This window comes from Flavobacterium sp. GW823-FHT04A11, from assembly GCF_058796535.1.
This window is the reverse complement of sequence record NZ_CM179503.1, coordinates 1146586-1165695: the sequence shown is the minus strand read 5'-3', so window position 1 is coordinate 1165695 and position 19110 is coordinate 1146586. Positions and strand designations below refer to the sequence as shown.

General features: G+C 33.3%; 14 protein-coding genes. 10 read left to right on the top strand and 4 right to left on the bottom strand.

From position 1 onward, the window contains the following. Positions 1-120: 120 nt before the first annotated feature. Positions 121-1626, bottom strand: a complete 1506-nt coding sequence (gltX, locus tag AC3QL1_RS05040; protein WP_492495644.1) for a glutamate--tRNA ligase — start codon at positions 1624-1626, stop codon at positions 121-123. 163 nt (positions 1627-1789) lie between these two features. On the opposite strand from gltX, the gene AC3QL1_RS05035 reads away from it, so the two are divergent. The 8 genes from AC3QL1_RS05035 (at position 1790) to AC3QL1_RS05000 (ending at position 13712) form a co-directional block, all read left to right on the top strand. Then, positions 1790-5197 carry a hypothetical protein gene (locus AC3QL1_RS05035; protein ID WP_492495642.1) on the top strand — a complete coding sequence of 1136 codons (3408 nt, stop codon included), beginning with the start codon at positions 1790-1792 and terminating at the stop codon, positions 5195-5197. Next, on the top strand, positions 5194-5613 hold the full coding sequence (gene ybeY / locus AC3QL1_RS05030) for an rRNA maturation RNase YbeY (RefSeq protein ID WP_492495641.1): 420 nt from the start codon (positions 5194-5196) through the stop codon (positions 5611-5613). The genes AC3QL1_RS05035 and ybeY overlap by 4 nt, the downstream gene beginning before the upstream one ends. A gap of 344 nt (positions 5614-5957) precedes the next feature. Beyond that, a complete protein-coding gene (gene mnmG, locus AC3QL1_RS05025) occupies positions 5958-7829 on the top strand; it encodes a tRNA uridine-5-carboxymethylaminomethyl(34) synthesis enzyme MnmG (RefSeq protein WP_492495639.1) in 1872 nt (623 codons plus the stop codon). Positions 7830-8111: 282 nt separating this feature from the next. After that, the gene (locus AC3QL1_RS05020; RefSeq protein WP_492495637.1) at positions 8112-8576 is read left to right on the top strand and encodes a GNAT family N-acetyltransferase; all 465 of its coding nucleotides are present in this window, start codon (positions 8112-8114) and stop codon (positions 8574-8576) included. A 97-nt stretch (positions 8577-8673) separates the two neighbouring features. Continuing rightward, positions 8674-9522 (top strand): class I SAM-dependent methyltransferase, encoded by an 849-nt coding sequence (locus AC3QL1_RS05015; protein WP_492495635.1) that lies wholly within the window; start codon positions 8674-8676, stop codon positions 9520-9522. 247 nt (positions 9523-9769) lie between these two features. Then, positions 9770-10351: an OmpH/Skp family outer membrane protein gene (locus tag AC3QL1_RS05010; protein ID WP_492495633.1), complete on the top strand. Its 582-nt coding sequence runs from the start codon at positions 9770-9772 to the stop codon at positions 10349-10351. Between the two features lie 96 nt (positions 10352-10447). Then, entirely contained in the window at positions 10448-12727 is a 2280-nt protein-coding gene (locus tag AC3QL1_RS05005) for a helix-turn-helix domain-containing protein (protein ID WP_492495631.1), read from the top strand. 223 nt (positions 12728-12950) lie between these two features. Then, positions 12951-13712, top strand: a complete 762-nt coding sequence (locus AC3QL1_RS05000) for a hypothetical protein (protein ID WP_492495629.1) — start codon at positions 12951-12953, stop codon at positions 13710-13712. A 38-nt stretch (positions 13713-13750) separates the two neighbouring features. On the opposite strand, the gene AC3QL1_RS04995 is transcribed toward AC3QL1_RS05000, so the two are convergent. Further along, positions 13751-14191 (bottom strand): hypothetical protein, encoded by a 441-nt coding sequence (locus tag AC3QL1_RS04995; RefSeq protein ID WP_492495628.1) that lies wholly within the window; start codon positions 14189-14191, stop codon positions 13751-13753. 126 nt (positions 14192-14317) lie between these two features. After that, positions 14318-15283 (bottom strand): HU domain-containing protein, encoded by a 966-nt coding sequence (locus AC3QL1_RS04990; protein ID WP_492495626.1) that lies wholly within the window; start codon positions 15281-15283, stop codon positions 14318-14320. Positions 15284-15534: 251 nt separating this feature from the next. Between AC3QL1_RS04990 and dprA the strand changes: the two genes are divergently transcribed. After that, the gene (gene dprA / locus AC3QL1_RS04985; RefSeq protein ID WP_492495624.1) at positions 15535-16635 is read left to right on the top strand and encodes a DNA-processing protein DprA; all 1101 of its coding nucleotides are present in this window, start codon (positions 15535-15537) and stop codon (positions 16633-16635) included. A gap of 300 nt (positions 16636-16935) precedes the next feature. Here dprA and trpS read toward each other — a convergent pair whose 3' ends face one another. Beyond that, on the bottom strand, positions 16936-17910 hold the full coding sequence (gene trpS / locus AC3QL1_RS04980) for a tryptophan--tRNA ligase (RefSeq protein WP_492495623.1): 975 nt from the start codon (positions 17908-17910) through the stop codon (positions 16936-16938). A 308-nt stretch (positions 17911-18218) separates the two neighbouring features. On the opposite strand from trpS, the gene AC3QL1_RS04975 reads away from it, so the two are divergent. Beyond that, the gene (locus AC3QL1_RS04975) at positions 18219-18974 is read left to right on the top strand and encodes a lysophospholipid acyltransferase family protein (RefSeq protein ID WP_492495621.1); all 756 of its coding nucleotides are present in this window, start codon (positions 18219-18221) and stop codon (positions 18972-18974) included. The last annotated feature ends 136 nt before the right edge of the window (positions 18975-19110 follow it).

Here is a 19110-nt window from a genome sequence, read left to right as displayed (position 1 = left end):
GATTTTATGATCCGGTAAATTACGAATATTCTGCCATATCCAATTTTTTAAACATAAAAAAAACGCTAAGAACATATTATGAATGTTTCTTAGCGTTAGGATTTTTTTATATTCTAAAAACTATAAAGTTGCGATTGCTTTCTGAATTCTGGAAATCGTTTCTTCTTTTCCGATGATTTCAACAATGTCAAATAGGTGAGGACCTTTAAGAGCTCCAACCAAACTCAAACGGAAAGGCTGCATTACTTTACCCATTCCAATTTCATTTTTCGTTAGCCAGTCTTTTACGATTGCTTCAATATTTGCCGAATCAAAACCATCAATATATTCTAGAGTCGAAATCAATTCTTGCATTAAAGCCGGTGTTTCTTCCTTCCAGTTTTTGCTTGCTTTTTCATCATAAGATGTTGGAGCCTGAAAAAAGAAATCAGTCAAATCCCAAAATTCAGAAACAAAATGTGCTCTTTCTTTAACCAATGAAACGATTTTTGTTGTCACTTCAAGCGGAATCGAGAAGCCTTTTTCAACTAAAATAGGAGTAAAGCTCTTCGCTAAATCTTCATTATTTTGTTTGATAAGGTATTGGTGATTGAACCATTTGTTTTTCTCAGGATCAAATTTTGCTCCAGATTTATGGACTCTGTTTAAATCAAAAGCTTCAACTAATTCTTCTAATGAAAATAATTCTTTATCCGTTCCATCATTCCAACCCAACAAAGCAAGGAAGTTTACAACTGCTTCCGGGAAAAATCCTTTCTCTCTGTAACCAGATGAAATCCCTTCTTCAGTTTTCCATTCTAATGGAAACACAGGAAATCCTAATTTATCACCATCTCTTTTTGATAATTTTCCGTTTCCAATTGGTTTTAAAATCAAAGGTAAATGTGCAAATTCCGGAGCATCCCAACCAAAAGCTCTGTATAATAAAACGTGAAGCGGCATCGATGGCAACCATTCTTCACCACGAATTACATGTGAAGTTTCCATCAAATGATCATCCACAATATTAGCTAAATGATAGGTTGGCATTCCGTCACTTTTAAATAAAACTTTGTCGTCAAGTAAACTGGTTTCAAATTTTACATCACCACGAATGATATCTTTTAAGTGTAAAGTTTCATTAACCGGAGTTTTAAAACGGATTACATAATGTTCTCCATTTGCAATTCTTTTAGCCACTTCTTCAGATGAAATTACAAGAGAAGTATCTAATTTTTCACGATTTGTATGATTGTAAATAAATGTTTTTCCTTCCGCTTCTTGTTCTTTTCTCAAAGTATCTAAAGCTTCCGGAGTATCAAAAGCATAATATGCCCAACCGGAATTGATCAATTGGTCAGCATAAGTTTGGTATAATTCTTTACGATCACTTTGTCTGTACGGACCAAATTTTTCATTTTTCCCAACAGTTTCTTCAGGAGCAATTCCCAACCATTCTAAAGCTTCCATAATATAAGCTTCGGCACCAGGAACAAAACGAGTCTGATCTGTATCCTCAATTCTTAGATAGAAAACACCATTATTTTTTTTGGCAAATAAATAATTAAATAGGGCAGTACGAACGCCGCCAATATGTAAAGGTCCTGTTGGACTTGGTGCAAAACGCACACGAACTTGCTTTGACATTTGTTTAAATTTTGTTGCAAAGATACAATTCTAATTAGAGAATTAGAAAATGAGTTTCAATTAGATAATGGCTTGCTTGTAGCTCAATTGACTAATTTTCTCATTGATAATTATCTAATTAAAATTACTACTTTTATAGGTTATAATTAAAAGAGATTTTATTTTGAAAACAACATCTGCTATATATCAAAAATTAGAAGCGTTTATTAAAAAATATTACACGAACGAATTGATAAAAGGAGGACTTCTTTTTATTGGTTTTGGATTATTGTACTTTTTATTTACGCTTTTTATAGAGTATTTTCTTTGGTTGAAACCCATGGGAAGAACCCTTTTGTTTTGGTTATTTATAGCAGTAGAAGTTTTCCTTTTGTTTAGATTTATTTTATTCCCAATTTTTAAGTTGTTCAAGCTTCAAAAAGGAATTGATTATAATCAGGCTTCAGCCATTATTGGAAACCATTTTACAGAAGTGAGTGATAAACTAACGAACTTTCTACAGCTTTCGGCTTCTGAGAATTCAGCAGAAAGTTCTGAATTGATGTTGGCTTCGATAGAGCAAAAAGCAAATTCATTACAGCCAATTCCATTTGGAAATGCGATCAATTTTAAATCAAATAAGAAATATTTACCATTGGCAATTATTCCAATTTTGCTTTTTGTTGTGTTTTATATTTCAGGAAATAGCAATATAATTTCTCAAAGTTTAAATAGAGTAGTACATTTTAATGCTACTTTTTTACCTCCGGCTCCGTTTAAGTTTGTAGTGCTGAATCAAAATTTACAGACAGAACAAAACAAAGATTTCGTTATCAAAATGGAATCAATTGGGAATGTCGTTCCGGAGAATGTGATGATTCATGTTGGAGATGAAAGTTATTTTATGGAATCATCTCAAACGGGAAAGTTTGAATTCAAGATTGAAAAGCCAGTATCTAATGTTGCTTTTTATTTTGAAGGAAATTCAGTTTCATCAGAAGAATATGAATTGAAAGTCATCACAGTTCCTTCAATTGCGAACTTCGAAATGGTGTTGAATTTTCCATCTTATCTAAAAAAGAAATCAGAAACTATTCAGGGAACCGGAAACGCAATCTTGCCGGAAGGAACTTTGGTAACCTGGAAAATGAATACGCAGTCGACTCAGGAAATTGTTTGGAAGGATGAAAACGCAACTTTTAAGTTCAAGAAGGCCGAAAATGAGTTTAAATTGGCTAAAAATATAAGTCAAAATACAGAATATCAAATTCTTACTTCTAATAATAAAGTCAAAAACTACGAAAAATTAGATTATCAGCTTTCTGTTATCAAAGATCAGCACCCAACAATCACAGTTTCGCCTGCGCCGGATAGTTTAAAGTTGGATAAAAATTATGTGTTAGGAAGATTGGGTGATGACTACGGATTATCAAAATTGCAGATTGTTTATTACGAACGCAACAAACCAAACACAGCCAAGCGTGGAACTATTCCGGTAAAGCAAACCGTTTTTGATCAGTTCGTTTTTAACTTTCCAAGTAATCTTGCCGTTGAAGAAGGAGTATCTTATGAATACTATTTTGAGGTTTTTGATAACGACGCACCTCATGGTTTTAAGAGCACAAAGTCTTCTGTTTTTTCTGATCGTGTTTCTACTACAGATGAAGTTCGCGATATGGAACTGCAACAGCAAAATGACAATATTAATAGTTTAGAAAAATCATTAAAGAATCAAACCAAACAGTTTTCTGAAATGGATAAGCTTCAGAAAAGTGGAAAAGAAAAAGATAATTTAGAATTTAAAGATCAGCAAAAAGTAAGCGATTTTATCAAACGTCAAAAACAACAAGACGAAATGATGAAGCAATTTGCTGAGAAAATGAATAAGAATTTAGACAAGTTTCAATCTGAAAAGAAAGATAAAACTGCTGATGATTTACAAAAGCGTTTGGACAATGCCGAGAAAGATTTAGAAAAAAATCAGAAGTTGATGGACGAGCTGAAGAACTTAAATGATAAATTACAAAGCGAAGAGTTGTTTGATAAGATGGAAAAATTCAAACAAATCAGCAAAAACCAATCTCGTAATTTAGAACAATTAGTTGAATTAACGAAGCGTTTTTATGTAGAAAAGAAAGCAGAACAGGTTGCTGATAAATTAAGTAAACTGGCTGAACAACAAGAAAAGCTTTCTAATAAAGATGGAGAAAACACTAAAGAAAAGCAAGACGATATTAATAAAGCGTTTGATAAAATCAAAGAAGATCTAAAGGATTTAAAACAAGAAAACAAATCTTTAAAATCTCCAATCGATATTCCTTCGGATGCTTCAAAAGAAAAAGATGTAGATTCTGATTTACAAAAAGCTTCTGAGGAGTTGAGTAAAAAGAATACTTCTTCGGCTAAGCCAAAACAAAAAAGTGCTGCGAAGAAAATGAAAAGCATGTCTCAGGAAATGCAGTCAAGTATGGAAGGCGGCGATCAGGAACAATTGGAAGAAGATGTTGCCATGCTTCGTCAGATTCTGGATAATCTTTTAGCGTATTCTTTATCTCAGGAAGATGTGATGAAACAATTTAAATCTATGAAATTGGGTTCATCAGCTTACACGAAGAACATCAAAATTCAGCAAAATTTAAAACAACAATTCAAACATGTTGATGATAGTTTGTTTGCATTGTCATTACGTAATCCAAAAGTTGCTGAAGATGTAACGAAAGAAATTGGAAATGTTCAATACAATATTGATAAAGCAATTGAAACTTTGACAGATGTTCAGGTTCCAAAAGGAGTTTCACATCAGCAATATGCAACTTCATCTGCAAATAAGTTAGCGGACTTTTTAAGTGATCTTTTAAATAATATGCAGATGTCGATGTCTAAACCGGGAGCGGGAAAACCAAAACCGGGTGATGGACAAGGAATGCAATTACCGGATATTATTCAAAAGCAAAAAGGTTTGGGTGATAAAATGAAAGAGGGAATGCAACAAGGACAAAAACCTGGTGAGGGAAAACAAGGTCAAAGTGGAGAAGGAAAACAAGGACAGGGAAAAGAAGGAGGTAAAGATCCAAATGGAAAAGACGGAAAAGGAAATCAAGGAAAGAATGGGGAAGGTAAAAATGGACAAGGAAGTAAGAATGGAGGTGAAGGGAAAGATGGTGAGAATGGAAATGATGGAGAAGGAGATGCAGAAGCAATCATGGAAATTTATAAAGAACAGGTAAAACTTCGTGAAGCGTTGCAAAAGGAATTAGCAAAACAAGGATTAGATTCTCAGGGTAAATCTGTAATTGATCAAATGAAAGCTTCAGAAAAACAAATTTTAAACAAAGGTTTTAAGAATGAAAACCTGCAACGTATATTAAATATTCAACAAGAATTATTAAAATTAAACAATGCGGTTCAGCAACAAGGTCAGGATACGAAGCGCCAATCTGAAACAAATAAAGCTGAATTTACAAATAGAACGAATGCTTTGCCAAGTTCACTTTTGGAATATTTAAACAGTGTGGAGATTTTAAATAGACAATCACTACCTTTGCGCTCGAATTTTAATCAAAAGGTTCAAGAATATTTTAATACAAAATGATCAATTTTAATTACGAAACCGAATTTACTTTAGATAACGAACAAGCTTTTTCTGATTGGTTGAGCGCTGTAATTGTATCTGAAAATAAAAACGAAGGAGAGATAAATTATATCTTCTGTGATGATGAATATCTTCATAAGATAAATGTAGAATACTTAAATCATGACACACTTACTGATATTATCAGTTTTGATTACACAGTTGGAAATGAATTAAACGGAGATATATTTGTTTCTGTTGAAAGAGTAGAAGACAATGCAAAGGATTTTAATGTTTCTTTTAAAGAGGAATTAAAACGTGTTCTTGCTCACGGTATATTACATTATTGTGGATATAAAGACAAGAGTGATAAAGACGCAGAAATCATGCGTTCTAAAGAAGATGAAAAGATTACCATGTTTCACGTGGAACAATAGTTTAAATTTTAAATTTTAAATATCGATTTCCATTGTTCCACGTGAAACGTTTAATTGAAACTCTAATAACAATGTTTCACGTGGAACATGAATAAATTGAAGTTAGAAATATTTTTTAAGCTGTTCCACGTGGAACAGCTTAAATGTAAAGTTTAAAGCTTGATGTATTTTTTGTTCCACGTGGAACAAAAAATATATTGAAGTTGAAGTTTGTTTTCAAGATTGGAATTTGGAATTTCAGAAGATTTAAATGCGCGTTAGCGCTGTTCCACGTGGAACAAAAAGAAGTATAAAGTTAATTCTGAGAATCGCCTTAAACGGTTTCCAGAGAATAATAAAACAAAATGTTTTTAGAAGAATACGATGTTATAGTTGTTGGTGCAGGTCATGCCGGATCTGAAGCCGCGGCAGCGGCTGCAAATTTGGGATCAAAAACTTTATTGGTTACAATGAGCCTGCAGAACATTGCACAAATGTCTTGCAACCCAGCGATGGGTGGAATTGCAAAAGGACAAATCGTGCGTGAAATTGATGCGCTTGGAGGATACTCAGGAATTGTTTCTGACCGAACTGCAATTCAATTTAAGATGTTGAACAAATCAAAAGGACCTGCAATGTGGTCGCCAAGAGTTCAAAGTGATCGAATGCGTTTTGCTGAAGAATGGAGAATGATGTTGGAGGGAACTCCAAATTTGGATTTCTACCAGGAGATGGTAAAAGGTTTGATTATCGAGGATGGAAAGATAAAAGGAATCAGGACTTCGTTAGGAGTAGAGATTCGATCTAAATCTGTTGTTCTGACAAACGGAACTTTTTTGAATGGTTTGATTCATATTGGAGAAAAACAATTTGGAGGAGGAAGAGCAGGCGAAAGTGCTGCAACAGGAATTACCGAAGATTTAGTGAAAGCAGGATTTGAGGCTGGAAGAATGAAGACAGGAACGCCGCCACGAGTTGATGGACGTTCTTTGGATTATTCTAAGATGAACGAAGAAAAAGGAGATGCAAAACCGGACAAGTTTTCTTATTCGGATTTAACCGTTCCGTTGACGCATCAAAGATCTTGTCACATGACATACACTTCGCTGGATGTTCATGATATTTTAAGAGAAGGTTTTGATCGTTCGCCAATGTTCAACGGAAGAATCAAAAGTCTTGGACCAAGATATTGTCCTTCGATAGAAGATAAAATAAATCGTTTTGCAGATAAAGAGCGTCACCAATTATTTGTTGAACCGGAAGGTTGGAATACTTGTGAAGTTTATGTAAACGGATTTTCAACTTCGCTTCCGGAGGATATTCAATTTAAAGCTTTGAGTTCTGTTGCCGGATTTGAGAAAGTGAAATTCTTTCGTCCGGGTTACGCGATCGAATATGATTATTTCCCGCCAACACAATTGAAACATACTTTGGAAACAAAGCTTGTTGAAGGTTTGTATTTTGCCGGACAAATAAATGGAACGACAGGATATGAAGAGGCAGCTTCGCAAGGTTTAATGGCTGGAATAAATGCGCATTTAAAAGTACATGAAAAAGCACCATTAATTTTAAAACGTGATGAAGCTTATATCGGAGTTTTGATTGACGACTTAATTACGAAAGGAACAGAAGAACCTTATCGTATGTTTACATCAAGAGCGGAGTATAGAACTTTGTTGCGACAAGATAATGCCGATTTTAGATTGACACCAATGTCTCATGAAATTGGTTTGGCATCTGAAGCTCGTTTACGCCGAATGGAAAAGAAATTAAACGAGTCTGAAAAGATGGTTGCTTTCTTTAAAGAAACGAGTGTTTCGGTTGCAGAAACAAATCCAATTTTAGAAGCGAAAGAAACAGCTCCGATTACACAGGGAGATAAAATGTTTAAAGTTTTTTCTCGTCCGCAGATTGATTTGGAGGATATGATGAAATTTGAAAAAGTAAAAGAATATATAGAAGCTAATGATGTTGATCAGGAAATTTTGGAACAAGCCGAAATCCAGGTGAAATATTCCGGTTATATCGAAAAGGAAAGAAACAATGCTGATAAACTAACTCGTTTAGAAGAAGTGAAAATTCCGGAGAATTTCGATTACAATAAAATCAAATCAATGTCGATTGAAGCGAAACAAAAATTGAGCAAGATTCGTCCTGTAACAATTTCGCAAGCTTCAAGAATAAGCGGAGTGTCACCAAGTGATATTTCGGTGTTGTTGATTTATATGGGAAGATAGGGGAGTTTTTAGTCTCGGTTTTCAGTTTTCAGTTTGGCAACTGAAAAATGTGACTGAAACTTGTTCCACGTGAAACAAATTAGAATTTTTGAAATAGTTTGTTATTTGGAGGAACGAGGAATCTCCGTTGCAAGATCGAGAAAGATTGGTTCTTTTTGATTGTAGAGTTGCTCGCGAAGATTCCTCGTTCCTCGGAATGACAAAACTGCGAAAAACTAAAAAAGGGTTGAAAGTTCAGATACCTGATTATTTCAATAATTTAAAAACTAAAATTTCTTAAACATGAAAATCATTCAAAAAGAGATTTTATCAATAGAAGAAAAAGAAGCTTTGCGTGAGATTTGGAACAATGAATATCCGGCAAGATTGCATTTAAAAACTATGGAAGATTTTGATGCATATTTAAACGGACTTTCAAATACCAAACATTATTTGCTGTTTGATGATTCGGATAAAATCATTGGATGGACATTTACTTTTTTAAGAGAAGGGGAAGATTGGTTTGCTATAATTTTGAATAGTAAAATTCAGGGAAAAGGAAATGGTTCTCTTTTGATCAATGAAATTAAAAAGAAAAATAAAAGTTTGAATGGTTGGGTAATTGATCAGGAAAACGAATTAAAACAAAACAACGAATTTTACAAATCACCAATGCCATTTTATATTAAAAACGGATTTACAATTTTGACAGAAACAAGAATTGAAAATGAAAAAATGTCGGCTGTAAAAATAAATTGGAGAAGCTAAAAAGAAAATATAAAGATTGAAAAACTAAACCCAAAAACTGAATTTTCAGTTTTTGGGTTTGCTGTAACATTAAACCAAAAATACCTATAATTAAAAAATGGACGTTTTAAATAAAAAACATTTTCTTACTGTAAAAGACCATTCTGTTTCTAAAGAAATTTTCGAATTGTATCATGACGAAATTTTGGATATGCTGATTACATCTCCGCAGCCGAATTTAGAAAATCTGGGAAAATATTACGAAAGCGAAGATTATATTTCGCACACAGACAACAAACGTTCCTTATTTGAAAAAGCATATCACTTTGTGAAAAATATTGCTTTAAAAAATAAACTCAATTTAATAAATGCCGAACAATATCAAAAAGGTAAAATTTTAGACATTGGAGCTGGAACCGGAGATTTTCTTTTAACGGCAAAAAATGACGGTTGGGAAACTGTTGGAGTAGAACCAAGCGAAAGAGCAAAAAATATTGCAATACAAAAAGGAATTTCTTTTGTGGATGAAATTAGCGTTCTCGAAAATAATTCTTTTGACGTAATTACAATGTGGCACGTTTTGGAACACGTTCCAAATTTAGAACTTCAAATTCAGGAATTGAAGCGTTTATTAAAACCAACTGGAACATTAATTGTTGCGGTTCCAAATTTTAAATCTTACGACGCAAAATATTATAAAGAATTTTGGGCAGCTTTTGATGTGCCGATTCACTTTTGGCATTTTTCAAAAAAAGCCATTCAGTCGCTTTTTGAAAAAGTAGATATAAAACTGGTAAAAGTGCTTCCGATGAAATTTGATTCTTTTTATGTGAGCTTATTATCAGAAAAATATAAAACCGGAAAAATGAATTATATCAACGCGTTTTTTGTCGGTTTACGATCAAATTTAAAAGCAGGCCGTACAAAAGAGTATTCATCTCACATTTATGTCTTAAAAAACAGCTAAAACGCAAAATAAGCGCATTTACGGCGCTTTTTCTCGTTTAGTGAGGAGAAATATCCTCTTTTTTGAGAAATGCGCTCTAATAAAAGCTATAAAAGCCACTTTTAATAGTGATATTTTATAGTAAAATCGGGAGTTATAAAGAAAACTAATATCATAAAATTCGAGCATTTTTTAAACTTTATGTTGATGCTGTTTATTTTTTTATATTTTTGTCTTCAATACATTAAAAAAATTAGAAATTTAGAAAATGAAAAAAGCATTAGTAATTATCGCACTTTCAATTTTGGTTGTTTCGTGTAATAAAACAGCAGAGGTTAAGGAAGTAAAAACAGCTTACGTTGATACTTCAGTTTTAATGAAAGAGTACACTGAAGCAAAAGATCTTGAAGCAAAATACAAAGCTCAAGCAGAAGAAAAAGGAAGACAGCTACAAGCAGAAATTACTCGTTTTAAACAAGACGCTGCTAATTTTCAAAGTCAGGCACAAGCAAACGGACAAGCTTGGGCGCAACAAAGAGGTGCTGAGCTACAAAAAAGAGAGCAACAATTGGGTTATGCTCAACAAGCATTATCTCAACAATTGCAACAAGAAAGCGGTGTTGAAATGGATTCTCTTGTAAGTGGAGTTAAAAAATTCATTAAAGAATACGGTAAGAAAAACGGTTACTCTTATATCTACGGTACTGGTGATGCTGCAACAGTATTATACGCTGAGGATAAATATGATATCACAAAAGATATTATTAAAGCTTTGAATGACAAATACAAAGATGCTCCAAAAGCAGATGCTAAACCTGCTGCTAAAGAAGGCGAAGAAGCTAAAAAATAATACCAAACTAACTACATTATTAAAAAACCTAAATCTACGGATTTAGGTTTTTTCTTTTATAAAAATAAGATACTTTAGTTCTTTAATAATTGCCCAATGCAAAACGTTTCAGAAGCTGCTGCTTACACCTTACAATTCATCAATCAAACGCAAAAATCTATATTTCTGACCGGTAAAGCCGGTACAGGAAAAACAACGCTTTTGCGCGAAATTATCGCGACAACACACAAAAACACTGTTGTGGTGGCGCCTACGGGAATTGCGGCTTTAAATGCGGGCGGAGTTACGATTCATTCGATGTTTCAATTACCCTTTTCGGCATTTATTCCGTCTTATGATGAAGCTTCTCAGTTTACTGAAACCGTGAAGTTTGAGAATAAGGAAACCTTGCGCCGACATTTCAAAATGAATAATGTTAAGCGTAATGTAATCAGAAACATGGAACTTTTGATTATTGATGAAGTAAGTATGTTACGTGCTGATTTACTGGATGCTATCGATTTTATGATGCAGACTGTTCGAAGAAATTCTCGTACTTTTGGCGGTGTTCAGGTGCTTTTTATTGGCGATTTACTGCAATTGCCGCCGGTAATTCGGGATGAAGAATGGCGAACTTTGCGCAATTATTACAAAGGAAAATTCTTTTTTCATTCGCACGCGATTCAGCAAAATCCGCCGCTTTATATCGAATTATCCAAGATTTATCGTCAGACAGATGATACTTTTATTTCTGTTTTAAACAATCTTCGAAATAATCAGATTACGCCTCAGGATATTCAGGTTTTAAACGAATATGTTAAACCCGATTTTGATTTAAAAAATAATCCGGGTTATATCACGCTTACAACGCATAATGCAAAAGCAGATTCCATTAACGAACAGGCAATTAATGATTTAGCCGGAAATGAATTTGCTTTTCAGCCATTTGTTGTTGGAGATTTTCCCGAAAAAATATTTCCGGTAGAAGAAAACCTGAAGCTGAAAGTAGGAGCACAGGTTATGTTTGTTAAGAATGATGTTTCTTTTGAAAAACGCTATTTCAATGGAAAAATGGGTATTGTTAAGTCACTTTCGCCGGCAGAAATCTTTGTTCATTTTCCGGAAGAAAACAAAACAATTGAAGTCGAGAAATACGAATGGAAAAACATTCGATACAAAGTAAATGAACTAACAAAAGAGATAGAAGAGGAGGTTTTAGGCACTTTTGCACATTATCCGCTTAAATTAGCGTGGGCAATTACAGTGCATAAAAGTCAGGGATTAACTTTTGAGAAAGCTGCGCTCGATGTATCGCAAGTTTTTTTACCTGGACAAGCATACGTAGCATTATCGCGTTTAACTTCCTTAAACGGGCTTATTTTACTTTCTCCGATACAAATGAATGGTATTTCGAACGATCAGGATGTAATGGACTATGCTTTGAACAAAGCAACTGAAGAAGTTTTAAAGAATTCTCTGCATTTCGAAACGAAAAATTTTATTCATAACTATTTGATAAACAGTTTCAATTGGACAGATTTAGCGCAGGAATGGCGCAATCATCGTTTTAGTTATAACGAAAATGCCGTAAATTCAGAAAAAGCAAAACATTCGGTTTGGGCAGCAAAACGTTTAGAAACAATTGAATTATTGCTTGATCCATCTCAAAAATTCGTGCATCAGCTCAATAAAATTTTCAATAAGGAAACCGTTGATTTGTTTTTTGTGCAGGAAAGGGTAGTGGCCGCTTATGATTATTTCTTCAAACCAATGGACAAATTGGTGACGGATCTTTTACAGAAAATGGCTGAAATTCAGAAATTTAAAAAAGTAAAAGAGTTTTATGAAGAACTGGCTTTTCTGGATGATTTGCAGACAAAGGCGGTTTTACGTTTGATGAAAGCCAAATTGCTGATCGAGATTGTGGTTGCCGGAGAAGCTATTTCCAAGGAAAAATTAACGTCCTCTGCAATTAAAAATTATAAAACCGATAAGATTTCGAAAATCCGTGAGGAGTTTAATATGTCGAATACGGATATTTTTAAACTTAATGAACCTATGGTACGTTATACAGCCAAAAAACTCGAGAAAAATGAACCAAAAGCAGCTAAGAAAACTACTGTAGAAGAAACGCACGATTTGTGGCTCGAAAAAAATTCAATCGAAGATATTGCACGTATTCGTAAGTTAAATGTGCAAACTATTGAATCGCACTTTGTGAAACTGATTCAGGCGAAAAAAGTCGATATTTCTGATATTCTGCCTTATGATAAAATCCTAGCACTTCGTGAAGCTTTTCAGTTTTATCAGGAAGAATCTTTGAGTCCATTAAAGGAAAAATACGGCGACGAATTTACATGGGATGAACTTAAAATGTTTAAAGCCAGTATAAATTGATTTAGATTTTAGATTTTAGATTTTAGATTTTAGATTTTAGATTTTAGATTTTAGATTTTAGATTTTAGATTTTAGATTTTAGATTTTGTTTTCAAACATTATGTAAAATAAGATTTGAAAATGATTCTTTCTTATGGGTTGTAATTGTTCCACGTTAAACATCTAATCCTGATTTAATTTATTAACTTTATAATTATCAGATTAATAATTAAAAGATTTAGATATGAAAAATGGAATGATATATTTTGCTATTTTGATTTTTTGTAGTCAGTTGACTTTTAGTCAGGATTTAAAACCTGAATATCAAAAATTCATTAAAAGCTTTATTGCCAATGTAAAAAGTAATAACAAAGATGGAGTTGCTGCTTTTATTTCTTTCCCATTGAAAAGAGAAACGCCAATTCCTGCAGTTAAAAACAAAGCCGATTTTATAAAAAAATACGACCAGATTTTTGACGCTACACTTAAAAAAAAGATTATAAAATCTAATCCGGCCAAAGACTGGTCAGAAATGGGATGGCGTGGAATTATGCTTGCTCAGGGCGATATCTGGATGGATACTGATGGAAAAGTGATAACAATAAATTATCAATCTCAGGCGGAGAAAGATCTTAAAAACAAACTCATTGCCGGGGAAAAAGGAAAATTGCATCCGTCAATTGCGAAATTCAAAGCGTCGAAATATGTGTTGGAAACATCAAAATTCAGAATAAGAATTGATGATTTAGGAAATGACAATTACAGATATGCTTCGTGGTCTGTTAAAAAATCAATGAGTGAAAAACCTGATTTAATTATAACTAACGGAAAATGGATTTCTGATGGAAGTGGCGGAAACAGCCATTTCGATTTCAAAAAAGGTGATTTTTTATATCAATGTTCTATCATCGTTTTAGGCACTTCAGATTCGCCGCCGGCGAGTTTAACCATTTCACAAAACGGAAAGGAAATACTTTCGCAGAATGCAAAAATAGTAGACAAATAAAAAAAATCCTGTTCCACATGAACAGGATTTTTTTAGTTTTATATTTCTGCTTTTACTTTATCTAAAGCCTTTTGCTGTTCAATTTGTTTTAGTTTGATTTTTTGAATTTCAACTTCGTTTTTTTTGACTTTCAGTTGTTGTTTCTGAGATTCTTCATCTGAAAGTGAACCTAATTTTGAATTCATCTTTTGATTATCAGCTTCAAGCTTTGAAATTTTCTTCTTGCTGTTTTCTATGTCTTTTTCAGAATTTTTAAGGTCTTTTTGATGTCTCTCTACTCGCTTTTGTTCCTTTTTTAATTTCGCTTGTTCGTCGTTAAGTTTCGCATGATATTCATCAGATGATTTTTTAGCCTCTTTTTCGGCTCTCTGATTGATGATTTGCTGTTCTTTGTCACTAGTCGCTATTTTCTGTGCAAAAAAGGCCTGAGAAGTCAGCATTAGCATTATTGCAATTGCAAATTTAATTGTACTGTTCATTTCGTTTATTTTTAATGTTGAAACAAAAATAAACGCTGCACTATTTAGCTAAAGGTTGCAAAAGGTTTTTAAAAGACAGAATAAGGCATAAAAAAATCCAATTCTGCTGAACTGGATTTTTTAATTTTATAAAGATTCGACTAAAATCCAGGCTTGTGGATTTTCGCCTTTCTGAATTTCTTTTTGAGCTTTTTCGGCTTCGGCCATGGTAGCATAACTTCCGTATAAAACCGGGAATAAACCGTGTTTGTTTTCGCCAAGCATTCTGGCATTATAACCATCTTTTATTAATTGATCATATGCTTTTTTGGCATTTTGTTCACTTCTAAAAGCACCGGCCATAATGTGGTACGGCATTTTTGTTTCAACAGTTTCAGTTTTAGAAGAATCTACAGAAAGTGTTACAGCAGGCAGCGGATTCTGGATAAAAAATGTTGCTTCCTGTATTTTGTTTTCTACTTTTTTCTGAACAGCACTTTCAACGATAAGTGTTTGTGTAGCAATTTGGTTTTGGTACAAAGGATAACCGATACTTCCGGTAATTCCAAGACCTAAAACAAAGATTGCGGCATATCTTAAATACGATTTAGAAGATTTTACTTCCTCTTCATTTTCGTGTAATTTTATAACTTCTCTTTCTTCAAGTTCAGCCACTTTTTTCTCGAAAATTTCTCTTTTTACAACCGGAGAAACAAACGGACTTAAACCGAAAGATGTTGTTAAATAATTATGCTGATCGTTTGGTGTAAATACCATATTCTGATCGGCATTTAAACGAATGTCACCGATATTTTTTAACTGTAAAGAACCATATTCTTCCAATACTTTTTTCCAGTTCAGTACCTCATGAGCGATGGCACTAACCGCAAAACCGTAAGATGTATTTTCTGCCTGAGCAATATGATTTGCCAATAATCCGTCGTTGTTTTTTAACAGACTATTGAATGAGATCGTTTTTTTTGGTGGAAAAAACGAATTTGTACTCTCATTAACCTGAGCAGGGTGAATTTCTGTTAGAAATGCTCCAAATCCAGGAACCGTTACACACTGATAACGATACAATAATTGCGCGATGTAAGTTTCGATTTTCATAGTAACAAAGTTATGCATCCAATATAGTTATCAAAATTTTATTCACAATTTTTATTAACAATTCACATAGTTTTATAGACAACTCAATTTCAAATAGTTAAATATAAATCGTTTTTTTGAAATAATCGCAGTTTTAAACTGTTTATTTTTGAAAGAAATTACTTCAATTTTATATCTTTGTCATTCTTAAAAGTAGTCAGGTAATTGTTGTTTTTAAGATTTTTTCTTCTTCTTAAAAACGAATTATTACGATGTCAGAACAGGATTTATTTTATTTATTAGCCTTATTAAAAGTGGAAGGTGTTGGTGATATTATGGCCAAAAAATTTCTGACCCATTTTGGAAGTGCCAATGCTGTTTTAACTGCGAAAGCTGTTCAAATCGCTGGTATTGACGGAGTAGGATCGGTTTTATTGAAAAATTTAAAAGATAAATCTATTTTTGAAAAAGCCGGCAAAGAGCTTGAATTTATTAAGGCAAATGAAATAAAAGTTTCTTTTTTTCAGGATGAAGATTATCCCGAACGCCTTAAACATTGTATTGATTCGCCCGTTCTGATTTTTTCTGCGGGAAATATTAATCTGAAAAATAAAAGGATTATCAGCATTGTTGGAACCCGTCAAATTACTTCATACGGAATGGAGTTCTGCAAAAAACTTATAGAAGATCTGGCTCCGCTTGACCCTGTTATTGTGAGTGGTTTTGCGTATGGTGTTGATATTGTGGCGCATCAGCTGGCGATGGAAAATAACCTGCAGACGATTGGAGTTTTGGCGCACGGTTTAAATCAGATTTATCCCAAAACACATAAAAAATATGTTGCCAAAATGGAAGAAAATGGTGGATTTATCACAGAATTTTGGAGTTCGGCAAATCCTGACAAAGAAAATTTTGTGCGCAGAAACCGCATTGTTGCCGGGATGACCGAAGCTACAATTGTCATTGAATCTGCCGATAAAGGCGGATCATTAATTACAGCAAATCTGGCTAACGATTATAACCGCGATGTTTTTGCCGTTCCCGGAAGAGTAACCGACAAATACAGCCAAGGTTGTAATAATTTAATTAAAACTCAGAAGGCGAATGTTTTATCCAGCGCTGCAGATTTGGTTTATATGCTCAATTGGGATATTGAAAAAAAAGTAAAACCAATTCAAAAATCGTTGTTTATAGATCTCGATCAGGATGAACAAAAAGTCTATGATTTTCTTTTAAAAAATGGAAAAGAATTGCTGGATATCATTGCGTTGCAATGTGATTTCCCAATTTATAAAATATCAGGAGTTCTTTTAAATATGGAACTTAAAGGCGTAATTCGTCCTTTGCCCGGAAAACTCTTCGAAGCAATTTAACGAGTAATTTCTTTTTTATTTTACTTTTTGCCCTTGAAATGTTTGTACAGTTGATACAAAACTATAATAATTACAATGGCGAAAATAACATTCAATGCCTGAAACAGATAGGGTGGAACGTCATAATCTTCTACAAATTTATTCATCTTTTATTTGGTTTGATTAGTGTAAGGGAATACTATTTTTATGCAATTTATTGATTATGATGAAATTACAAATTATTTATTGATTTCCTAAAATTCCATAAAATAAAAAACCCTCTTGTTACGCAAGAGGGTTTTCATTTATTTTAATATGAATTTATTTTTCAAATCCAAGAACTTCTCTAACTTTTGCCAAAACACCATCAGCAACGACGGAAGCTTTTGAAGCACCTTTTTTTAGTAAAGCATCAACTTCTTCCAGGTTGTTAATGTAGTAATTGTATTTCTCTCTTTCAGTTTTAAATTTTTCTGTAATCAATTCAAACAAAGCTTGTTTGGCGTGGCCGTAACCATAATTTCCACCTAAATAATTAGCTCTCATTTCTGCAATCTGAGCTTCATTAGCCATTAAGGTATAAATTGCAAAAGCGTTGCAGGTATCCGGATTTTTTGGTTCTTCAAGCGGAGTACTATCGGTTTCAATACTCATAACCTGTTTGCGAAGCGTTTTATCGTCAAGAAAAATATTGATAATATTATTAGCAGATTTACTCATCTTTCCACCGTTTGTTCCGGGAATCAACTTACCGTCTTCCTGAATTTTAGCTTCCGGAATTACAAAAGTTTCTCCCATTTGGTGATTAAAACGAGACGCTACATCGCGCGTGATTTCTAAATGCTGCAACTGGTCTTTTCCAACTGGAACAAATTCAGCATCATATAATAAAATATCTGCCGCCATTAACATCGGATATGTAAAAAGCCCAGCATTTACATCGTCCAAACGATCTGATTTATCTTTGAAAGAATGCGCTAACGTTAAGCGCTGAAACGGAAAAAAACAGCTTAAATACCAAGTCAGTTCAGCAGTTTGAGTCACATCAGATTGTCTGTAAAATGTAACTTTATCAGGATTTAGTCCGCAGGCAAGCCAAGCCGCTGCAGTGCTATAAGTGTTTTCTCTTAATGTTTTTCCATCTTTTATTTGTGTAATCGAATGTAAATCAGCGATAAACAAATATGATTCATTTGCCGGATTGTTTGATAATTCTATTGCAGGAATAATTGCTCCCAATAAATTGCCTAAGTGTGGCGTTCCAGTACTCTGAACACCAGTAAGTATTTTTGCCATTCTCGTTTTTTTCTTTTTCTAACCGCAAAGATTGCAAAGTTTTTTTTAACCGCAAAGGTCGCAAAGTTTTTCGCAAAGTCCGCAAAGTTTTTTAAAGAGTATACTTTTCGTACAAACATTGCGGTTATAGATTAAAAATAGTAACCACAGATTACATTGATTGCTATAGATTTTTAAAATCTGTTTAATCTTTTTAATCTGTGGCTAAAACTTTGCGGACTTTGCGGAAACTTTGCGCTCTTTGCGTTTAATTTTTTACAAGTAAATTCTTTTGTAAAATTCACGTCTGATTTCTTACATTTGAAACCATGAAAGGAATTAAAATTGTTTTTTGGATTTTATGGCGCATTTGGTTTTATATTTTAATGGCCATTCCGATATTGATTATGCTGCCGTTTTTGCTGGTTTCTATTATAACCGAAAGCGGATATCCCTATTTTTTTAAAATGGCCCGCATTTGGGCTAAATTCATCCTTTTTGGCATGGGTTTTTATTATAAAATCGAACGCCTTCAAAAGCTGGAGAAAGGGAAGAGCTACATGATCGTTGCCAATCATACCTCGATGACAGATATTATGCTGATGCTGGCGATTGTTCGAAATCCATTTGTTTTTGTTGGAAAAAAAGAACTTTCGAAGATTCCGTTATTTGGATTTTTCTATAAAAGAACCTGTATTTTGGTGGACAGAAATTCTTCAAAAAGTAAAAATGAAGTTTTTAAAAGAGCACAAGACAGACTTAGTCAGGGACTTAGTATTTGTATTTTTCCTGAAGGCGGAGTTCCGGACGATGAAACTATTTTGCTGGATGAATTTAAAGACGGGGCTTTCAGACTTGCAATAGATCATCAAATTCCGATTGTTCCAATTGTTTTTGCCGATAATAAAGAGCGATTCTCGTATACATTTTTGAGTGGAAGTCCCGGCAAAATGAGAATAAAAGTATTGCCTTTTGTAGAAACCAAAGGCTTGACAAGTGAAAACAGAAAAGATCTTAGAGATCAGATAAGACAGTTAATTTATAAAGGTTTACTTGAATTTCAAAAAGAAAAATTAAAGGAATAACTTTAAATAATAAACCCGGCAGACTTTAAAAGTTTACCGGGTTTTATTTTGAATTAAAACCCCTTTTATATTCAAAATTTATCGATGTATTATTTTCTCAGAAATGAAACGTAATACTTTTTTAATTTTCAGTTTG